The sequence below is a fragment of the Brachybacterium sp. J153 genome, from assembly GCF_036311905.1.
Taxonomy (GTDB): domain Bacteria; phylum Actinomycetota; class Actinomycetes; order Actinomycetales; family Dermabacteraceae; genus Brachybacterium.
This window is the reverse complement of record NZ_JAZDCH010000020.1, coordinates 36,270-50,844: the sequence shown is the minus strand read 5'-3', so window position 1 is coordinate 50,844 and position 14,575 is coordinate 36,270. Positions and strand designations below refer to the sequence as shown.

General features: G+C 74.1%; 12 protein-coding genes. 5 read left to right on the top strand and 7 right to left on the bottom strand.

Annotated elements, in window-relative coordinates; all coding sequences use genetic code 11:
* Positions 1 to 216 precede the first annotated feature (216 nt).
* Positions 217 to 1,041, top strand: coding sequence for an endonuclease domain-containing protein (locus V1258_RS09985; protein WP_329749514.1), 825 nt, complete (start codon positions 217 to 219; stop codon positions 1,039 to 1,041).
* A gap of 201 nt (positions 1,042 to 1,242) precedes the next feature.
* Here V1258_RS09985 and V1258_RS09980 read toward each other — a convergent pair whose 3' ends face one another.
* Together V1258_RS09980 and V1258_RS09975 are read right to left on the bottom strand one after the other, a co-directional pair.
* The gene (locus V1258_RS09980) at positions 1,243 to 2,643 is read right to left on the bottom strand and encodes a UDP-glucose dehydrogenase family protein (RefSeq protein ID WP_329749513.1); all 1,401 of its coding nucleotides are present in this window, start codon (positions 2,641 to 2,643) and stop codon (positions 1,243 to 1,245) included.
* A gap of 161 nt (positions 2,644 to 2,804) precedes the next feature.
* On the bottom strand, positions 2,805 to 5,561 hold the full coding sequence (locus V1258_RS09975) for an ABC transporter transmembrane domain-containing protein (RefSeq protein WP_329749512.1): 2,757 nt from the start codon (positions 5,559 to 5,561) through the stop codon (positions 2,805 to 2,807).
* A 226-nt stretch (positions 5,562 to 5,787) separates the two neighbouring features.
* On the opposite strand from V1258_RS09975, the gene V1258_RS09970 reads away from it, so the two are divergent.
* Both V1258_RS09970 and V1258_RS09965 read left to right on the top strand, forming a co-directional pair.
* Positions 5,788 to 6,492, top strand: coding sequence for a DsbA family oxidoreductase (locus tag V1258_RS09970; protein WP_329749511.1), 705 nt, complete (start codon positions 5,788 to 5,790; stop codon positions 6,490 to 6,492).
* Positions 6,489 to 6,695 carry a hypothetical protein gene (locus V1258_RS09965; protein ID WP_329749510.1) on the top strand — a complete coding sequence of 69 codons (207 nt, stop codon included), beginning with the start codon at positions 6,489 to 6,491 and terminating at the stop codon, positions 6,693 to 6,695. Before V1258_RS09970 ends, V1258_RS09965 begins: the two co-directional genes overlap by 4 nt.
* Positions 6,696 to 6,804: 109 nt before the next feature.
* Here the strand turns inward: V1258_RS09965 and V1258_RS09960 are convergent, their stop codons facing one another.
* From V1258_RS09960 to V1258_RS09940, 5 genes are all read right to left on the bottom strand, one after another.
* Entirely contained in the window at positions 6,805 to 7,752 is a 948-nt protein-coding gene (locus V1258_RS09960; RefSeq protein ID WP_329749509.1) for a VOC family protein, read from the bottom strand.
* A gap of 712 nt (positions 7,753 to 8,464) precedes the next feature.
* Positions 8,465 to 9,745: a M20 family metallopeptidase gene (locus V1258_RS09955; protein ID WP_329749508.1), complete on the bottom strand. Its 1,281-nt coding sequence runs from the start codon at positions 9,743 to 9,745 to the stop codon at positions 8,465 to 8,467.
* A gap of 37 nt (positions 9,746 to 9,782) precedes the next feature.
* The gene (locus tag V1258_RS09950) at positions 9,783 to 10,472 is read right to left on the bottom strand and encodes an NUDIX hydrolase (RefSeq protein ID WP_329749507.1); all 690 of its coding nucleotides are present in this window, start codon (positions 10,470 to 10,472) and stop codon (positions 9,783 to 9,785) included.
* Positions 10,473 to 10,554: 82 nt separating this feature from the next.
* The gene (glpX, locus tag V1258_RS09945) at positions 10,555 to 11,541 is read right to left on the bottom strand and encodes a class II fructose-bisphosphatase (protein WP_329749506.1); all 987 of its coding nucleotides are present in this window, start codon (positions 11,539 to 11,541) and stop codon (positions 10,555 to 10,557) included.
* A gap of 186 nt (positions 11,542 to 11,727) precedes the next feature.
* Entirely contained in the window at positions 11,728 to 12,228 is a 501-nt protein-coding gene (locus V1258_RS09940; RefSeq protein WP_329749505.1) for a DUF2871 domain-containing protein, read from the bottom strand.
* Between the two features lie 174 nt (positions 12,229 to 12,402).
* Here V1258_RS09940 and V1258_RS09935 point away from each other — a divergent pair, with 174 nt between their 5' ends.
* Together V1258_RS09935 and V1258_RS09930 are read left to right on the top strand one after the other, a co-directional pair.
* Positions 12,403 to 13,338, top strand: coding sequence for an aldo/keto reductase (locus V1258_RS09935; RefSeq protein WP_329749504.1), 936 nt, complete (start codon positions 12,403 to 12,405; stop codon positions 13,336 to 13,338).
* 162 nt (positions 13,339 to 13,500) lie between these two features.
* The gene (locus V1258_RS09930; protein ID WP_329749503.1) at positions 13,501 to 14,550 is read left to right on the top strand and encodes a Gfo/Idh/MocA family protein; all 1,050 of its coding nucleotides are present in this window, start codon (positions 13,501 to 13,503) and stop codon (positions 14,548 to 14,550) included.
* Positions 14,551 to 14,575 lie beyond the last annotated feature (25 nt).

The following is a 14,575-nucleotide window of genomic DNA, read 5'->3' as shown; positions in this document are numbered from 1 at the left end:
GTAGCGTCCCAGTACGGATATATCGCCGTACTGGGACGCTACGCGCCAGTAACCAACCTCCCTCTCCCCCACACCGTGCCTCAGCACGCCCCGGGGAACGGCACGAGGGAGGGCAGCATTCAGGACTCGAGGCACCTTTCCTCCCCAGGAGCGCCCCGTCCACACTGCCCGGCACGGCACCCCCACCCTCCGCGCCCTGCGTCTGTACTGGCCGCCATGAGGATTCCCGGCATCGTCCACCGATCGGACCTGAGCACGTACGGCATCGATGAGGCCGCTCGCCGACGTCTGCTCCGCCTCGGGCTCATGGTCCGGGTCGGGACCTGGTATGTCCGCGACACCGCCCCGCCCGAGGTCGTCGGACTGCTCGCGCAGGGACTGCGACCCACCTGCGTGACCGCGGCTCCGCACCACGGCCTGTGGACTCCTCTCCACGACGGGGCGCATGTGTACCGCCCTCGCGGCCTGGCTGCGGGCGGGAAGCCTGCCGAGCTCGTGATGCACGGCAGCGACCTGAGGAGTTGGCCCGACCGGGATCCTGTCGCGAGCCTCGAGATGACACTCGATCATGCTGGCCGGTGCCTTCCGGTCCGGGACGCTGCGATCCTGTACGAGTCCGCTCTGAACCGGCGTCGGCTGTCGGAGCATGCGGCGCAGCAGCTCGTCGCCGCCCTGCCGTCCTCGCGCCGGCAGCAGCTGTCCCGCATCTCCCCGCACGCCCAGTCCGGGACCGAGACCGCGGTGCGCTGGTGGCTCGAGTCCCTCCACGTCCCGGTCACACCGCAGGTGAGGATCCCGGGGGTGGGGAGGGTGGACCTGCAGCTGGGCGAGCGATGGATCATCGAGTGCGACAGCGTGCGCTATCACGACAGTCCCCAGCAGTACCACCTGGACCGGGCGCGCGACCTGCAGCTCCAGTCCCTCGGCTACTCCGTGACGCGTCTGACCTGGGAGCAGGTGTTCCTCGACTGGGAGCGCACCTCCGCACTCCTGCTCACGATCCTCCGCCGCCGGGACCATCGACTCCGCCTCGCCTCGTGAGGGGGTGCAGCGGCCGGAGACGCCTCACGGACGGGACTCTCAGGTCAGCGCTGACGAATACTGGCCTGAGGCGTACCAGTACGGCTATATAGCCGTACTGAGACGCTACGCGCCGGTAACTGACCAGCGCCTCCGGGTGGGGCGGGAGGGACGGGGTGGGGGGCGCGGCGGGGCCAGACCAGGTGCGCCCGCCCGCCCAGATCAGGCGTGCGCGGGCAGGCGCGCCGGCTCGAGCTCGGGCTCTGCAGCCGCCGCCCCTCCAGCCCCGGGCCGTGCCGTGCCGCGGCCGAGGGCCCGCACGTCCCAGCCCGCGGCGCGCCAGGCGGGCAGGTCCAGCACGGTGCGGCCGTCGATGATCCGCGGTGCCGCGACCAGCCGCGCGGCCTCGGACGGTTCGAGGTCGCGGTACTCGCGCCACTCGGTCAGGAGCAGCACCAGCTCGGCACCGCGCAGGGCCTGGGCGGTGTCGGGCTCGGCGATCAGGCCCTCGACGCGGCGGGTCGCGTTCGCGAGCGCCTCCGGGTCGGTGATCGTGACCTGCGCCCCGGCGGCGAGGAGGCGGGAGGCGACCTCGAGGGCGGGCGAGTCGCGCACGTCGTCGCTGTCGGGCTTGAAGGCCGCGCCGAGAACGGTGATGCGTCGGCCCGCGAGAGAGCCGAGCATCTCGCGGGCGATCTCCACCATGCGCACCCGTCGGCGCTGGTTCACGGCGTCGACCTCGCGCAGGAAGCCGAGCGCCGGGCCGACGCCGAGGTCCTCGGCGGAGGCGATGAAGGCGCGGATGTCCTTGGGCAGGCAGCCGCCACCGAAGCCCACCCCGGCGCGCAGGAACTTGGGCCCGATGCGGTCGTCGAGGCCGATCGCCCTCGCCACGTCGGTGACGTCCGCACCGGTCGCCTCGCACAGCTCGGAGATCGCGTTGATGAAGGAGATCTTGGTGGCGAGGAAGGCGTTCGCGGAGACCTTCACCAGTTCCGCGGCCTCGTAGCCCATCACCAGGCGCGGCATGCCGGCGGCGAGGATCGGCGCGTAGACGGCGTCGAGCAGCGCCACCTCGGCGGCGGCCGCGTCGGTCCCGGGGTCGGCGACGCCGTACACCAGTCGGTCGGGGGCGAGGGTGTCCTGCACCGCGAAGCCCTCCCGCAGGAACTCGGGATTCCACAGCAGTGACACCCCGGGGAGCGCGCTCAGGCGGGTGGCGAGGTCTCGCGCGGTGCCGGCGGGGACGGTGGACTTGCCGACCACCAGGGTGGGGGCGCCGTCGCGAGCGGGGAGCACGGCGGCGAGGGCGTCGACGGCGGCGTGCACGGCGGTGAGGTCGGCGCCGAAGCCGTCGGCCCGCTGCGGGGTGCCGAGTCCGAGGAAGTGCACGTCGACCTCGGCGAGTTCCGCGTAGTCGGTGGTGAAGCGGAGGCGGCCGCTGTCGAGGCCGCGGCGCAGCAGCTCGGGGAAGCCGGGCTCGTGGAACGGCGCGTCACCGGCGGCGAGGGCCGCGATGCGGGCGGCGTCGATGTCGAGGCCGATCACCTCGTGCCCGATCTCGGCCATGCTCGCGGCGTGCACCGCTCCGAGGTACCCCACTCCGAGGACGGAGATCTTCACGACGGGACCCGCTTTCTCGTACGGCCCCGGGGGTCACCGGTGGTGCCGACTCACCCGCTGGGGCTCTGGGACAGTCCCTCCACTGTGGGCCGCGGAGGTGACATGCGGGTGTCGGCGCGGTGGAGCGCAGTCGAGGGTCCCCGGTCGATCCGGCGACGTGCTCAGCGCACGTCCTCGTCGCGGGCGCGCAGCCAGGTGGCGACGCGTCCCGACGGGTCCGTCTCGAGGGCGGCGGGAGAACCGTCCTCGAGCACCTCGCCGTCCTCGAGCCATAGCACCCGGTCCGCGGCGCGCACCACCTCCGCCTCCCGGCTGATCACGAGGGCGGTGCGGCCCGCGGTGAGGGTGCGGAGCGCGGCGAGGACGCTGTCGCGCTCGGTCGCGGCGAGCTCGGCGTCGGCCCCGTCGAGCACCACCACGGGGGCGTCGCGCAGGAGGGCGCGGGCGATCGCGATGCGGCGCCGCTGCCCGTCGGTGACGGGATGACCGTCGCGCCCCAGCACCGTGTCGACGCCGTGCGGGAGGGTCGCGGCGAGCTCGTCGAGCCCGACGCGGGCGGCGGCCTCGGCGACCTCGCGGTCGGTCGCCCCGGGCAGGCCGATGCGGATGTTCTCGCGCATCGTGTCGGTGAACAGGACGGGCTCGCGCTGGACCACCGCGACCTGGCGGCGCAGGTCGACGAGGGAGACGGCGCGGGTGTCATAGCGGTCCAGCAGCACCCGCCCGGTGTCCGGCTCCTCGAAGCGGAGCAGGTAGGCGAGCAGCGCCGCGGACTCCTCCCCCGCCTCGTCGAGCAGGGCGAGGTGCTGCCCGGCGGGGACCACGAGGGAGACCGCGTCGAACAGTCGCGCGGGGTCCTGACCGGGGGCGGGACGGGCATGGGTGGTGATCGCGGAGTAGACGATCTCGCCGCGCACCTGCTCGAGGCGCTGGATGCGCTCCGGCTCGGCGATCCCGGTGGGGCGGGCGAGCAGCGCGCTGACCCGGGCGGCGGCCGTGCGGGCGGCGCGGAGCGCGGGCAGGGCCCGCGCCGTCGGACCCACCGCGAGGACCAGCACGAGCAGCTCGCCGAGCAGCAGCACCAGCTCCCCGGGGGTGACGGCGCCGCTCGCGAGCTGCGGGGCGAGGACCGCCAGCAGGCCCGAGGCGCCGGCGACCGCGGCGAGCAGCTGCAGGACGCGGTCCAGGGCGACGCTCCGACGGGCACGGGTGAGGGCCCGGCCGGCCCGCAGTCCCGCCTCGGCGAGGCCCCGCTCCGAGCGGGTCTCGAGGCCGTAGGACTGCACCGTGGTCGCGGCGGTGACCAGCTCTTCCGCGGTCGCGGCGAGCAGCTCCTGCTCGAGGGCGGCCGCCCGCTCGGCGGCGACCGTGCGGCGCGCGGTGAGCACGGAGAGCAGGGCGGCGAGCACCGCGGTGCCGAGCAGGACGAGCGCGGCGGACGGCGCGAAGATCGCCGTCACCCCGAGGACGGAGACCACCGTGAGCAGCCCACCGACGAGCCGCGGGCCCGCATGCGTGACCAGGTCGCGCAGCGCGTCGGTGTCACGGGTGAGGGGGCCGACGTCCTCCGCGGCGGAGCGGGCGTCGCGAGTGCGGCTCGGGGTCAGGGCGTGCAGGTGGCGCAGCAGGCGCGAGCGCAGTGCGGTCGCGGTCCCGGCGCCGGCCCGGCCGAGGGCGGCGGACGCGACGAGACGGGCGGCGACGGCCAGGACCACGAGCCCGCCGAAGAAGGCGAGAGGGAGGCCGATGCCGTCCGACCCGGTTCCCCGCGCCGCATCGACCGCCGAGCCGAGCGGCACGGGCAGGGCGACCACGAGGCCCACGCCGAGGACGAGCGCGATCCAGCCGGTCAGCACCGCACGACGGCGGACGGTGAGGTGCGGGGCGAGCAGGTCGAGGGCGGCCCGCAGGGTGCCGGGGGCCGACGGGGCGGCAGGCGCCGACGGGGCGACGGGCGCCGGGGCCGACGCCGGGGCCGACGGGCCGGGAGTCGCGGTGGCCGACGGGCGGACGGGCGCCGACGTAGCCCGCTCCGGATCGCCCGGCAAAGTCGGGGCAGGTCCGACGGAAGTCTCCGCGGCCTCGACGGGAGCGCGCTCGGGCTCCGCGGCGACCGCGTCGGTGTCCTCCGCCCCGGTGCCGGCGCCTTCCGGGACCTCGGCGGCGGTCGGCGCGGTCGGCACGAGCTCTGGGGCATCGGCCGCGACGGTCCGGGCCTCATCACGGGCGAGCGGCTGGGTGACGGCGTCTGCCGCCGCGTCGTCCGACTCCGCGACCACGCTCCAGCGGGCACCGGACTCGGGGTCGTCCGCGGCGAAGGGCCCGGGGACGGGTTCGGGGGTGGGCGCGAGGGCGGAGCCCGTGGCGGACGCGAGGGCAGAGTCCGCGGCGGGCGTGGGCCCAGCGGCTGCTTCCGGGGCGGGGACAGACGCGAGGGCAGAGTCCGTGGCGGGGGCGGGCTCGGCGGAAGATTCCAGGGCCGGGGCGAGTTCGGCGGAAGACTCCAAGGCAACGGCAGTCCCGGCGGCGGGGGCGGGCTGCTCGATCAACTCGGGCTCTGCGGGGGCCGCGTCCTGCAGCCAGTCCGCGGCGGTGGATGACGTCGCCGGGGAGGCCTCCGCGAGACGAGCGACGCGCTGCGCCGGCAGACGGAACGGAGCGGGGTTGTGGGCCACCTGCGGGCGGCGCCTCGGCCGCACCCCGCGCAGCACCCGGGCGGTCCGACCGGCACCGTCAACCGGGCCGCCACCGGCCCGCTCGCCGCCACCGGCCCGCTCGTCGCCGCCGGGCTGATCGCCGCCATCGGCCGTCGCCTCCGCACCCGAACCGGACGAGGCGCTCCAGAGGTCGGCCTGCGCCTCGGGGCTCCAGGCCGGGGGCATCCGACGGGAGGTGGGCACGGGGAGCGGCGGAGTCATGGCGGTCCTTGGTCGAGAGCGGGGCAGCACGAGTCTGTCACCTCCGGGGCGCACCCCGCCCCGTGGGCCGTCCCAGCATCCGCCGGTCCGGTGAACGGAGGGTGAGGACAGGATGAGGAGTCCCTCAGCACACCCCGCCGCACCGGCCCACGTACTACACTTTTCAAATACCCGCCGGGGGTCTCCGCTCCCCTGACGCCGCACCCCGACCCCGAGGGAGGCCCCCGTGACCGCCAACCCCCAGCCCGCCACCGAACCCCTGATCACCGTGGACGTCTGGACCGACGTGGTCTGCCCCTGGTGCTACATCGGCGAGTCCCGCCTGCACGACGCGATCGCCGCCGAGGGCCTCGAGGGCCAGGTGCGGCTGCGCGCCCACTCCTTCGAGCTCGACCCCACCTCCCCCGTCGACTCGGATCGGACCAACATCGAGCACCTCACCGCAGCGAAGGGCATCCCCGCAACCCAGGTGCGCGAGATGGAGGAGAACATCCGCACCACGGCCGAGGAGCTGGGTCGCGAGTACGTCACCGAGCGCCCCATGGCCAACACCCGCGGCGTGCACCGCGTGATGCAGGCGATCTCCGCCGCGCACGGCGCCGACGCGGCGACCTCGTACTTCATGGACCTCCAGCGGGACTACTTCACCGGTGCGGGCGACCCCTTCGACGCCGACGCCGTGGTGCGCCGCGCCGTCACCGCCGGCCTCGCGGAGGACGTCGCCCGCGACGCCCTCGAGGGGCGCAGCCACGACGACGCGGTCGAGGCGGAGGTGCGCGAGGCCGTCTCGATGGGCGCTCGCGGCGTGCCGTTCTTCCTGTTCAACGACAAGTACACGGCGCCGGGCGCCCTGCCGCTGGACGCCTTCCGTCAGGCGCTGCGGCAGATCGCCGAGGAGGCCCGGGGCGAGCGGTCGGCGGATCAGGCATGAGCACCGCTCCCGGGGCGCCGGAGGTCACGTCGGCCGGGACCACCGCGGCGACCCGGCCTGCGAAGCCGGCCCCGTCGGCCGACGGCCCAGCACCCGAGACCCCGACCGAGCGGGCCATCGCGCCGCTCTCCTCCCTCACCTCCCTGCTGGGCGGGGACATCGCCGGCGGGCAGGCCTGCGCCGCCGACGGCACCTGCGACTGACCCGGACCAAGACCCCCGGACACGACGAGCGGGGCGGGCCGAGGATCTCTCCTCGACCCGCCCCGCTCCGTCGCGCTCACGGCGCGCGTACCCACGGCGCGGCGCCGGCTCAGCGGGTCAGCAGCTCCTCAGTGCTGGTGCCCGGCAGGCTCAACGTGACCGGGGTGCCCCACGGATCCTGGACCGCGACGGAGCGGCCGGAGTCCGCGTAGGAGATGCCCGCGGCGGAGAGCCGGGCGGTGAGGGCGTCGAGATCCTCACGGGCGGGGAGGGTGATCGCGACGTCAGCGAGGCCCAGGGTCGCGGCGCGCGGGCCGGCGCCGCGGCTGTTCCAGGTGTTCATGGCGACGTGGTGGTGATAGCCGCCGGCCGCCGCGAAGAGGGCCCCCGGGTGGGAGCCGACGGTGGTCTCGAATCCCAGGGTGTCGACGTAGAAGCGGCGGGCGGCGTCGACATCGCCGACCTGCAGGTGCACGTGGCCGACGATCCCGGGGCGCATACCGGGGTCGGTCGAGGCGTCCTCGGTGAGGTGCTCGGTGAGGTACGCGTTGGGGTCGATGTAGAGGGTGTCCATCGCGACCTGGCCGTTGCTCCACTGCCAGGTGTCGCGCGGGCGGTCCCAGTACAGCTCGATGCCGTTGCCCTCGGGGTCGGTGAAGTAGAAGGCCTCGGAGACGAGGTGGTCGCCGGTGCCGGCGAAGCGGGAGCGAGGATCCTGCGCGGCGCGCAGCACGGTCCCGGCGAGGGATGCCTGGTCCTCGAACAGGAAGGCGGTGTGGAACAGGCCGGCCTGAGCACGGTCGACACCCGGGAGGCCCGGGGTCGCGACGAGGCGCACGAAGGGCACGTCGCCGCGGCCGAGCACGCGGTGCACCTCGCCGCCCACGCGAGCCTGCTCCTCGAGCGGGGCCAGGGCGAGGGCGTTCTCGTAGTACGAGCTCATCAGCTCGAGGTCGCCGACGCGGAGGGTGACGGCGTCCATGGCGAGGTCGGCCGAGAGGTGGCGCTCGTCGACAGGGCGGGAGGCGGTGGAGGGCTGGGCGGGCGACGACGTCATGGCGGCGATCCTTCCGATCGAGGAGAACAGGACCATCATGCCTCGAGTTGATCCAACATTCAACCACTTGGAGAGGTGCGGTGGCGCGCGGCACAGCGGGGGATGGCGGGACGGGGACGGCGGCCAGTTGGGGATTGCGGGAGGGGGGCTACTACTGGGGCGAGGGCGGCCGGGGAACTCCGGGCGAGGTCGACAGTGTCGGCTGGCGCGCCATTTCTGGGGTGGATCTGGCTCGTGAGCCGACACTGTCGACCCGACGTCACTGCGCGGTGGGGTCTGGGCCGGGACGGCTCCCGGAACCCCCACAGACTTGGGGGAATTCGGCGCGGATAAGCCCAAGTGTGCGGGGGTTTCCGGGGGCCGCGCGGGCACAGGGGGCGGCCGGGGCGCGAGGCGGGGGCGCCGGGCCGGTGCGGGACGAACGGGCGCGCAGGCCGACGCGGAGAAAAGCGTGCCCGGACAGGACTCAGGGCGGTGAGCTGTGCTCACCGCCCTGTCCGCCGCGGGTCCGCTCTCCCCTGCCGACCCGGGGTCCTGAACCGCTCCGCCCGAGAAGGCCCTCGTCGGTGGAGCGATGAGTTAAGGCTAGGAGCCCCAGACAACCCCTGGCCGGGACCTGGGTCCCGCATCGCGCCAGCCCCCGGCCGCGGCCTGGCACCGGGTCAGCCCCGCGCCGGGTCCCGCGTCACCTCGGCCGCAGCCCGGCGCCCCGTCAGCCCCTGGCCGGAGCCCCGTCGCCCGCACCTGCTCCGGCAGGGGCCGCGAGCTCCGCCGCTCGGGCCAGCACCGCCTCGCGCGCCCCGGGATCCGCGGCGACGTCCCGGATCACCCAGGCCATCGCGACCGCGGCATCGTCCATCAGGCGCAAGCCCTCGGCGGAGAGCGCGTGCTCGGCGAACTCGCGGGTGTGCAGCGCCCCGCCGGCGCCGGTGATGCCCACGAACGGGTGGATGCTCGGCACCCGCTGGGAGACGTTGCCCATGTCGGTCGACGCGCGCATGACGCCGAGCGAGCCGGCGAGCGGTCGCCCGAGGCGCTCCATCGCCGCGTTCCAGTGCCGGCCCAGCACCTCGTCCTGCAGCAGCGGCTCGTAGACGGGCTCGGTCTCCTCGATGGTGAGGCCGCAGCCCGTCGCGAGGGCACCCGCCTCGATGCAGGCCACCAGGGAGCGCCGCAGCTGCTCGAACTCGTCCATCGCCAACGCCCGGCACTCGAAGTCCACGATCGCGAGCTCCGGCACCACGTTCGTCACCCCGGACTGCTGGGGTACGAGGGAGAGCCGCTGCCCGTCCTGCAGCCGCTGCCGCAGCAGACCCGCCGCGACCTGGGCGATCACCGCGGCGTCGTTCGCGTTGATGCCGTCCGACGGGTTCGCCGCCGCGTGCGCCGCCCGCCCCGTGTAGGTCGCGCGCCACCGGCCGACGGCCTGGCTGGTCGAGCCGAGCACGTCGTAGGTGTCGGTGTGCGGCACGGCGTGGGTCATCAGCGACAGGTGCACCCCCTCGAAGACCCCGCGGTCGATGAGCAGCTGCTTGCCGCCGCCGTGCTCCTCGGCGGGGGTGCCGATGACCTGCAGGGTCACGTCGAGATCGGCGAGCTGGTCGGCGAGCGCGAGGGCAGCCCCGATCGAGGAGCCGGCGATGATGTTGTGCCCGCAGCCATGGCCGATCTCCGGGAGAGCGTCGTACTCGACGCACAGGGAGGCCACGAGGGAGCCGGTCCCGCGCGTCGCCCGGAAGGCGGTCGGCAGCTCGGCGACGCCGCGCTCGAGGGTGAAGCCGTGGGTCTCGAGCAGGTCGGCGCAGCGGTCGTGGGCGCGGTGCTCGGCGAAGGCCAGCTCGGGGTCGGCGTGGATCGCGCGGGAGAGGGCGTGGACCTCGTCGCGGGCGGCGGCGTAGGCGGCGGCGATCTCGGTGCGGGCGGCGGCGCCGACGGGATCCGCAGCGGGATCCGCGGACGTGCCGGGGGCGGGAGCGGGCTCGGGGGCGGTCATGTCCCCGATCGTGCCACGCCGCTCGACCCCGTCGGCCTCAGTTCCCGGAGCGGAGCAGCGGCGGGTTGAGCGAGGCGCCGGTGCCCGCGCGGTAGAGCCGGGCGGGGCGGCCGCCGGTCGGCGCCGCGTGGCGGTCGAGCTCGACGAGGAAGCCGTCGGTGCGGGTCGCCTTGCGGTGGAAGTTGCCCGCGTCGAGGCTGGTGCCCCAGACGCTCTCGTACACCCCGCGCAGCTGGGTGATCGTGAACTCCTCGGGCAGGAAGGTGACGGCGAGGGTCGTGTACTCGAGCTTGGAGCGGGCGCGCTCGATGGCGCTGGCGAGCACCTCGGCGTGGTCGAAGGCGAGGGCGATGTCGGCGAGCTCGTCGACCGCCCACCAGCGGGCGTCGGAGACGTCCTCGCCGCGGCGCGGATCGGGCAGGTCGGCGCCGAGGGCCATGAAGGCGATCGAGACGACGCGGCCGCGGGGGTCGCGGCCGGGGGTGCCGAAGGTGCGGACCTGCTCGAGATGCACGGCGCTGCTGCCCAGCGAGGCCTCGTCGGCGAGGACCCGGTAGGCGGCCTCCTCGAGGTCCTCCTCGAGGTGCACGAAGCCGCCGGGCAGGGCCCAGGCGCCGCGGTGCGGGTCGTCCTCGCGCTGGATCAGCAGCACGCTCAGACGACCGGCACGGAGGGTCAGGATGATCAGGTCGACAGCGACACGGAGCACGGGAGCGGGAGACGCCATGGGCTCAGGCTATGCCGCTTATCGTCATCGTGACGCCAGGTGCCGCGGATTTCCTCGTCGGCGCGGCGCGGGAGGAGCCGCCTCAGCCGTTCAGCCAGCGGGCCCACTTCTCGGCGCGGTGCTCCGCCCGCACGATGCGGACCGTCCCCGAGGTGGAGCGCATGACGATCGACTCGGTGACGATGCGGTCGGCCCGGTAGCGGACGCCCTGGAGCAGGTCGCCGTCGGTGATGCCGGTCGCCGCGAAGTAGCAGTTGTCGGAGGTGACGAGATCATCCGTGGTCAGGACGCGATCGAGGTCGTGGCCGGCGTCGATGGCGCGCTGCCGCTCGTCGTCGTCGGTCGGGGCGAGGCGGCCCTGGATCATGCCGCCGGTGGCCTTCACGGCGCAGGCGGCGATGATCCCCTCGGGGGTGCCGCCGGTGCCCAGCAGCATGTCCACGCCGGCGCCGCGGGCGGCGGCGATCGCTCCGGCCACGTCGCCGTCCATGATGAACTTGACGCGCGCCCCGGCCTCCCGGATCTCCCGCACGAGCGCCTCGTGGCGGGGCCGCTCGAGGACGCACACGGTCACCTGGCTGACGGGCTTGCCGAGCGCCTTCGCGACCAGCGCGACGTTCTGCTTGATCGGCAGGCGGAGGTCCACGAACTCCGCGGCCTCCGGACCCACGACCATCTTCTCCATGTAGAACACGGCCGACGGGTCGTACATGCTCCCCTGCTCGGCGACGGCGAAGACGGCGAGCGCGTTGTTGTAGCCCAGCGCGGTCAGGCGCGTGCCGTCGATCGGGTCGACGGCGACGTCGACGGTCGGTCCGCTGCCGTCGCCGACCCGCTCGCCGTTGAACAGCATCGGCGCCTCGTCCTTCTCGCCCTCGCCGATCACGACGGTGCCGTCCATCCGCACGGTGTCCATGAAGGAGCGCATGGCGTCGACGGCCGCGCCGTCGGCCCGGTTCTTGTCCCCGGCGCCCACCCAGCGCGCTCCGGCGATGGCGGCGGCCTCGGTCACGCGCACCAGTTCGAGGGCGAGGTTGCGGTCGGGCGCGGTGGTCTGGTTCTCGGTCATGGGTCCTCCGTCGTCGTTGTCGAAGTCCTGGCACGGTGCTGGTCAGCGGCGGGAACCGCGAGCAGCCGGGCGGCAGGCGCGCGTGCCGCGAGCCTACCGTCCCGGCTGCGGCGTGCGGGGCGCAACGGCGGGGTCCGCACTGGGTGCTGCGGCGGGGTCCGCGCGGGGCGCGAGGACCCCGCCCGATCAGCGGCCGACGGGGGCGGGGCCGGAGGGGTCGACGACGGCGGGGGCGGGCGCGGTGGCCGTCACGGCACCGCCGCGGGCGGCGAGGTACTCCCGGACCCCGGCACGGAGGGCGACGAACAGCGCCACGAGGCCGACGGTGAGGATCATGTGCCCGAGACCCGCGATGCCGGGGATCGCGGCGCTGGTGGTCGCGGGGTCCTGGCCGTCGAGGGTGAGGACGCCGCGCACGGCCTGCATCGCGACGGTCAGCAGCATGCCGACGTTGTAGGTCCAGTAGAAGACGGTGAAGGAGCGGCGGCCGCTGAGCGACAGCAGCGCGTCGAGGGCGAGCGCCACGAGGAAGACGATCATGCCCAGGACCAGCAGGTGGGTGTGCAGGGTGGAGAGCTGGGTGTCGACGCCGAGGGAGTCGGTGGCCTTGGTGTACTCGCGGTAGAAGAGGCCCGAGGCGAGCCCGAGGATCAGGTAGACGAGGGAGGTGTTCAGCAGTCGCATCATGCCCTCGACGGTAGGAACCCTGGGCCGCGCGGAGATCAACCGAAGGATGGAGCGCGGTGGTGGCCCGGGCCACGTCGGGCATAGGCTCGTCCCCGGCATCGACGCCCGACCTGCTCGACCCGGCTGGCATCGACGCCCGGCCGTCCGGCTCCCTCTCGCGATCCGAGGATCTCCATGAAGCACTTCACCCTGCCCCACACCGACATCAGCGCGCCGAACGTCGTGCTCGGCCTGATGCGCATCGCCGAGAAGTCCGACGACGAGATCCGCACCCTGGTGCGCACGGCCCGCGACGCCGGCATCGACTTCCTCGACCACGCCGACATCTACGGCGGGCAGAAGCACCGCTGCGAGGAGCGCTTCGCGGAGGCGCTCGCGCTCACCCCGTCCGAGCGGGACCAGGTGACGATCCAGACCAAGGCCGGGATCGTCACCGACGGCCCGTACTTCGACTACAGCTACGAGCATCTCGTGGAGTCCGTCGAGGGGTCCCTCGCGGCGCTGCGCACCGATCGCATCGACATCCTGCTGCTGCACCGCCCCGACGCCCTCGTCGAGCCGGAGGAGGTCGCGCGCGCCTTCGATCACCTGCACTCGAGCGGCAAGGTCCGCCACTTCGGCGTCTCCAACCACACCCCGCGCCAGATCGACCTGCTGCGCAAGCACGTGGACCAGCCGATCGTCGCCAACCAGCTGCAGCTGTCGATCACTCACTCGACGTTCATCGCGCAGGGCGTCGCCGCGAACATGCAGGGCACCGACCAGGCGATCGTCCGCGACGGCGGCGGGATCCTCGACTACTGCCGCCTGCACGACATCACCGTGCAGGCCTGGTCGCCCTTCCAGGCGGGCTTCTTCGACGGCGTGTTCCTCGGGCACCCCGAGCACGCGGAGCTCAACGCCGTCATCGACCGCCTCGCCGCGAAGTACGACGTGACCCCGGAGGGCATCGCGACCGCGTGGATCACCCGGCATCCGGCGCAGATGCAGGTCGTCCTCGGCACCACCACCCCGCAGCGGGTCGCCGACTCCGCGGCCGGCTCCGAGGTGCCGCTGACCCGCGCCGAGTGGTACGAGCTGTTCCGCGCCGCCGGGTGGATCGTGCCCTGATCCCCGAGGGTGCGCGCCGGTCGACGACCGGCCGGTGCGCTCCCGACCCCGTCGGCCGGGCATCCCGCGGCAACCCCTGCTGCCCCGCTGCCCGACCGACCAGAATGGGTCGGATCTCATTCCCCGGAGGAGCCGCAGTGGAGCGGCGAGGAGGCACAGCCCATGGCGCAGCGACGGATCGGCCTGGTCGGATACGGCGACGTCTCCGTGGTGCACGTCGGAGCGATCGAGGCGATCGACGGGCTCGAGCTCGTCGGCATCGCGGACCTCGACCCCGCCGCCCGCAAGCGCGCCGCCGCTGAGATCGGGGTGCCCGTGTTCGCGACCGTCGAGGAGTTGATCGACACCCTGGGCCCGAACGCGATCCACGTGACCACGCCGCACGATCAGCACGTTGGCCCGTCCCTCGCGGCGCTCGAGCGGGGCGTGCACGTGCTCCAGGAGAAGCCCCTCGCGCACACGCTCGCCGAGGGCGAGCGGCTCGTCGCGGCACTCTCGGAAGACTCGGGGGTCTCGGCACCGCGGGCCGACGGGGGTGTCGGGGCACCGAAGATCGCGATCTGCTTCCAGAACCGCTACAACCGCGGCAGCCAGGAGCTGCGCCGCCTGCTCGAGAGCGGGGAGCTGGGCGCGGTCCGCGGCGCCTACGCCTCCGTGGTGTGGACCCGGACCGCCGAGTACTACGCGGCGAAGCCATGGCGCGGCCGCTGGGAGAACGCGGGTGGCGGGCTGCTGATCAACCAGGCGATCCACACCCTCGACCTCGTGCAGTGGCTGCTCGGGCCGGTCGAGCGCACCGACGGCCTGGTCTCGCAGCGCAAGTTCGCAGAGGTCACCGAGGTCGAGGACACCGCGGAGCTGCTGCTGCACCACGCCGACGGCGTGACCACGAGCTTCTACGCGACGCTCACCGCGCCGATCGCCCGGCCCGTCGAGCTCGAGGTCGAGACCGATCTCGCCTACGCCGAGGTGCGCTCGGGGACCGGCGGCGGGCTGACCGTCCGCTGGAAGGACGGCCGCGTGGACAGCTTCTCGGACCGCGTCGCCGCACCAGGCGGACGCGCCTACTGGGGCGTGTCGCATGAGGAGCTGATCCGCGACTTCTACGCCTCGCTCGACGCCCCGGAGCCGTTCTGGATCGGGCCTGCGGAGGCGATGGCCTCGCTGCGGATCCTCAAGGACGCCTACCGCAACAGCGGCGTCGGGAACTGACCGGGCGGCCGCGGACAGCACGACG

Coding starts and splice junctions, on each gene's coding strand:
- V1258_RS09985 (WP_329749514.1), top strand. CDS start 217: ATGAGGATTCCCGGCATCGTCCACCGATCGGACCTGAGCACGTACGGC.
- V1258_RS09960 (WP_329749509.1), bottom strand. CDS start 7,752: ATGACGTCGTCGCCCGCCCAGCCCTCCACCGCCTCCCGCCCTGTCGAC.
- V1258_RS09930 (WP_329749503.1), top strand. CDS start 13,501: ATGGCGCAGCGACGGATCGGCCTGGTCGGATACGGCGACGTCTCCGTG.
- glpX (WP_329749506.1), bottom strand. CDS start 11,541: ATGACCGAGAACCAGACCACCGCGCCCGACCGCAACCTCGCCCTCGAA.
- V1258_RS09975 (WP_329749512.1), bottom strand. CDS start 5,561: ATGACTCCGCCGCTCCCCGTGCCCACCTCCCGTCGGATGCCCCCGGCC.
- V1258_RS09965 (WP_329749510.1), top strand. CDS start 6,489: ATGAGCACCGCTCCCGGGGCGCCGGAGGTCACGTCGGCCGGGACCACC.
- V1258_RS09935 (WP_329749504.1), top strand. CDS start 12,403: ATGAAGCACTTCACCCTGCCCCACACCGACATCAGCGCGCCGAACGTC.
- V1258_RS09950 (WP_329749507.1), bottom strand. CDS start 10,472: ATGGCGTCTCCCGCTCCCGTGCTCCGTGTCGCTGTCGACCTGATCATC.
- V1258_RS09940 (WP_329749505.1), bottom strand. CDS start 12,228: ATGATGCGACTGCTGAACACCTCCCTCGTCTACCTGATCCTCGGGCTC.
- V1258_RS09955 (WP_329749508.1), bottom strand. CDS start 9,745: ATGACCGCCCCCGAGCCCGCTCCCGCCCCCGGCACGTCCGCGGATCCC.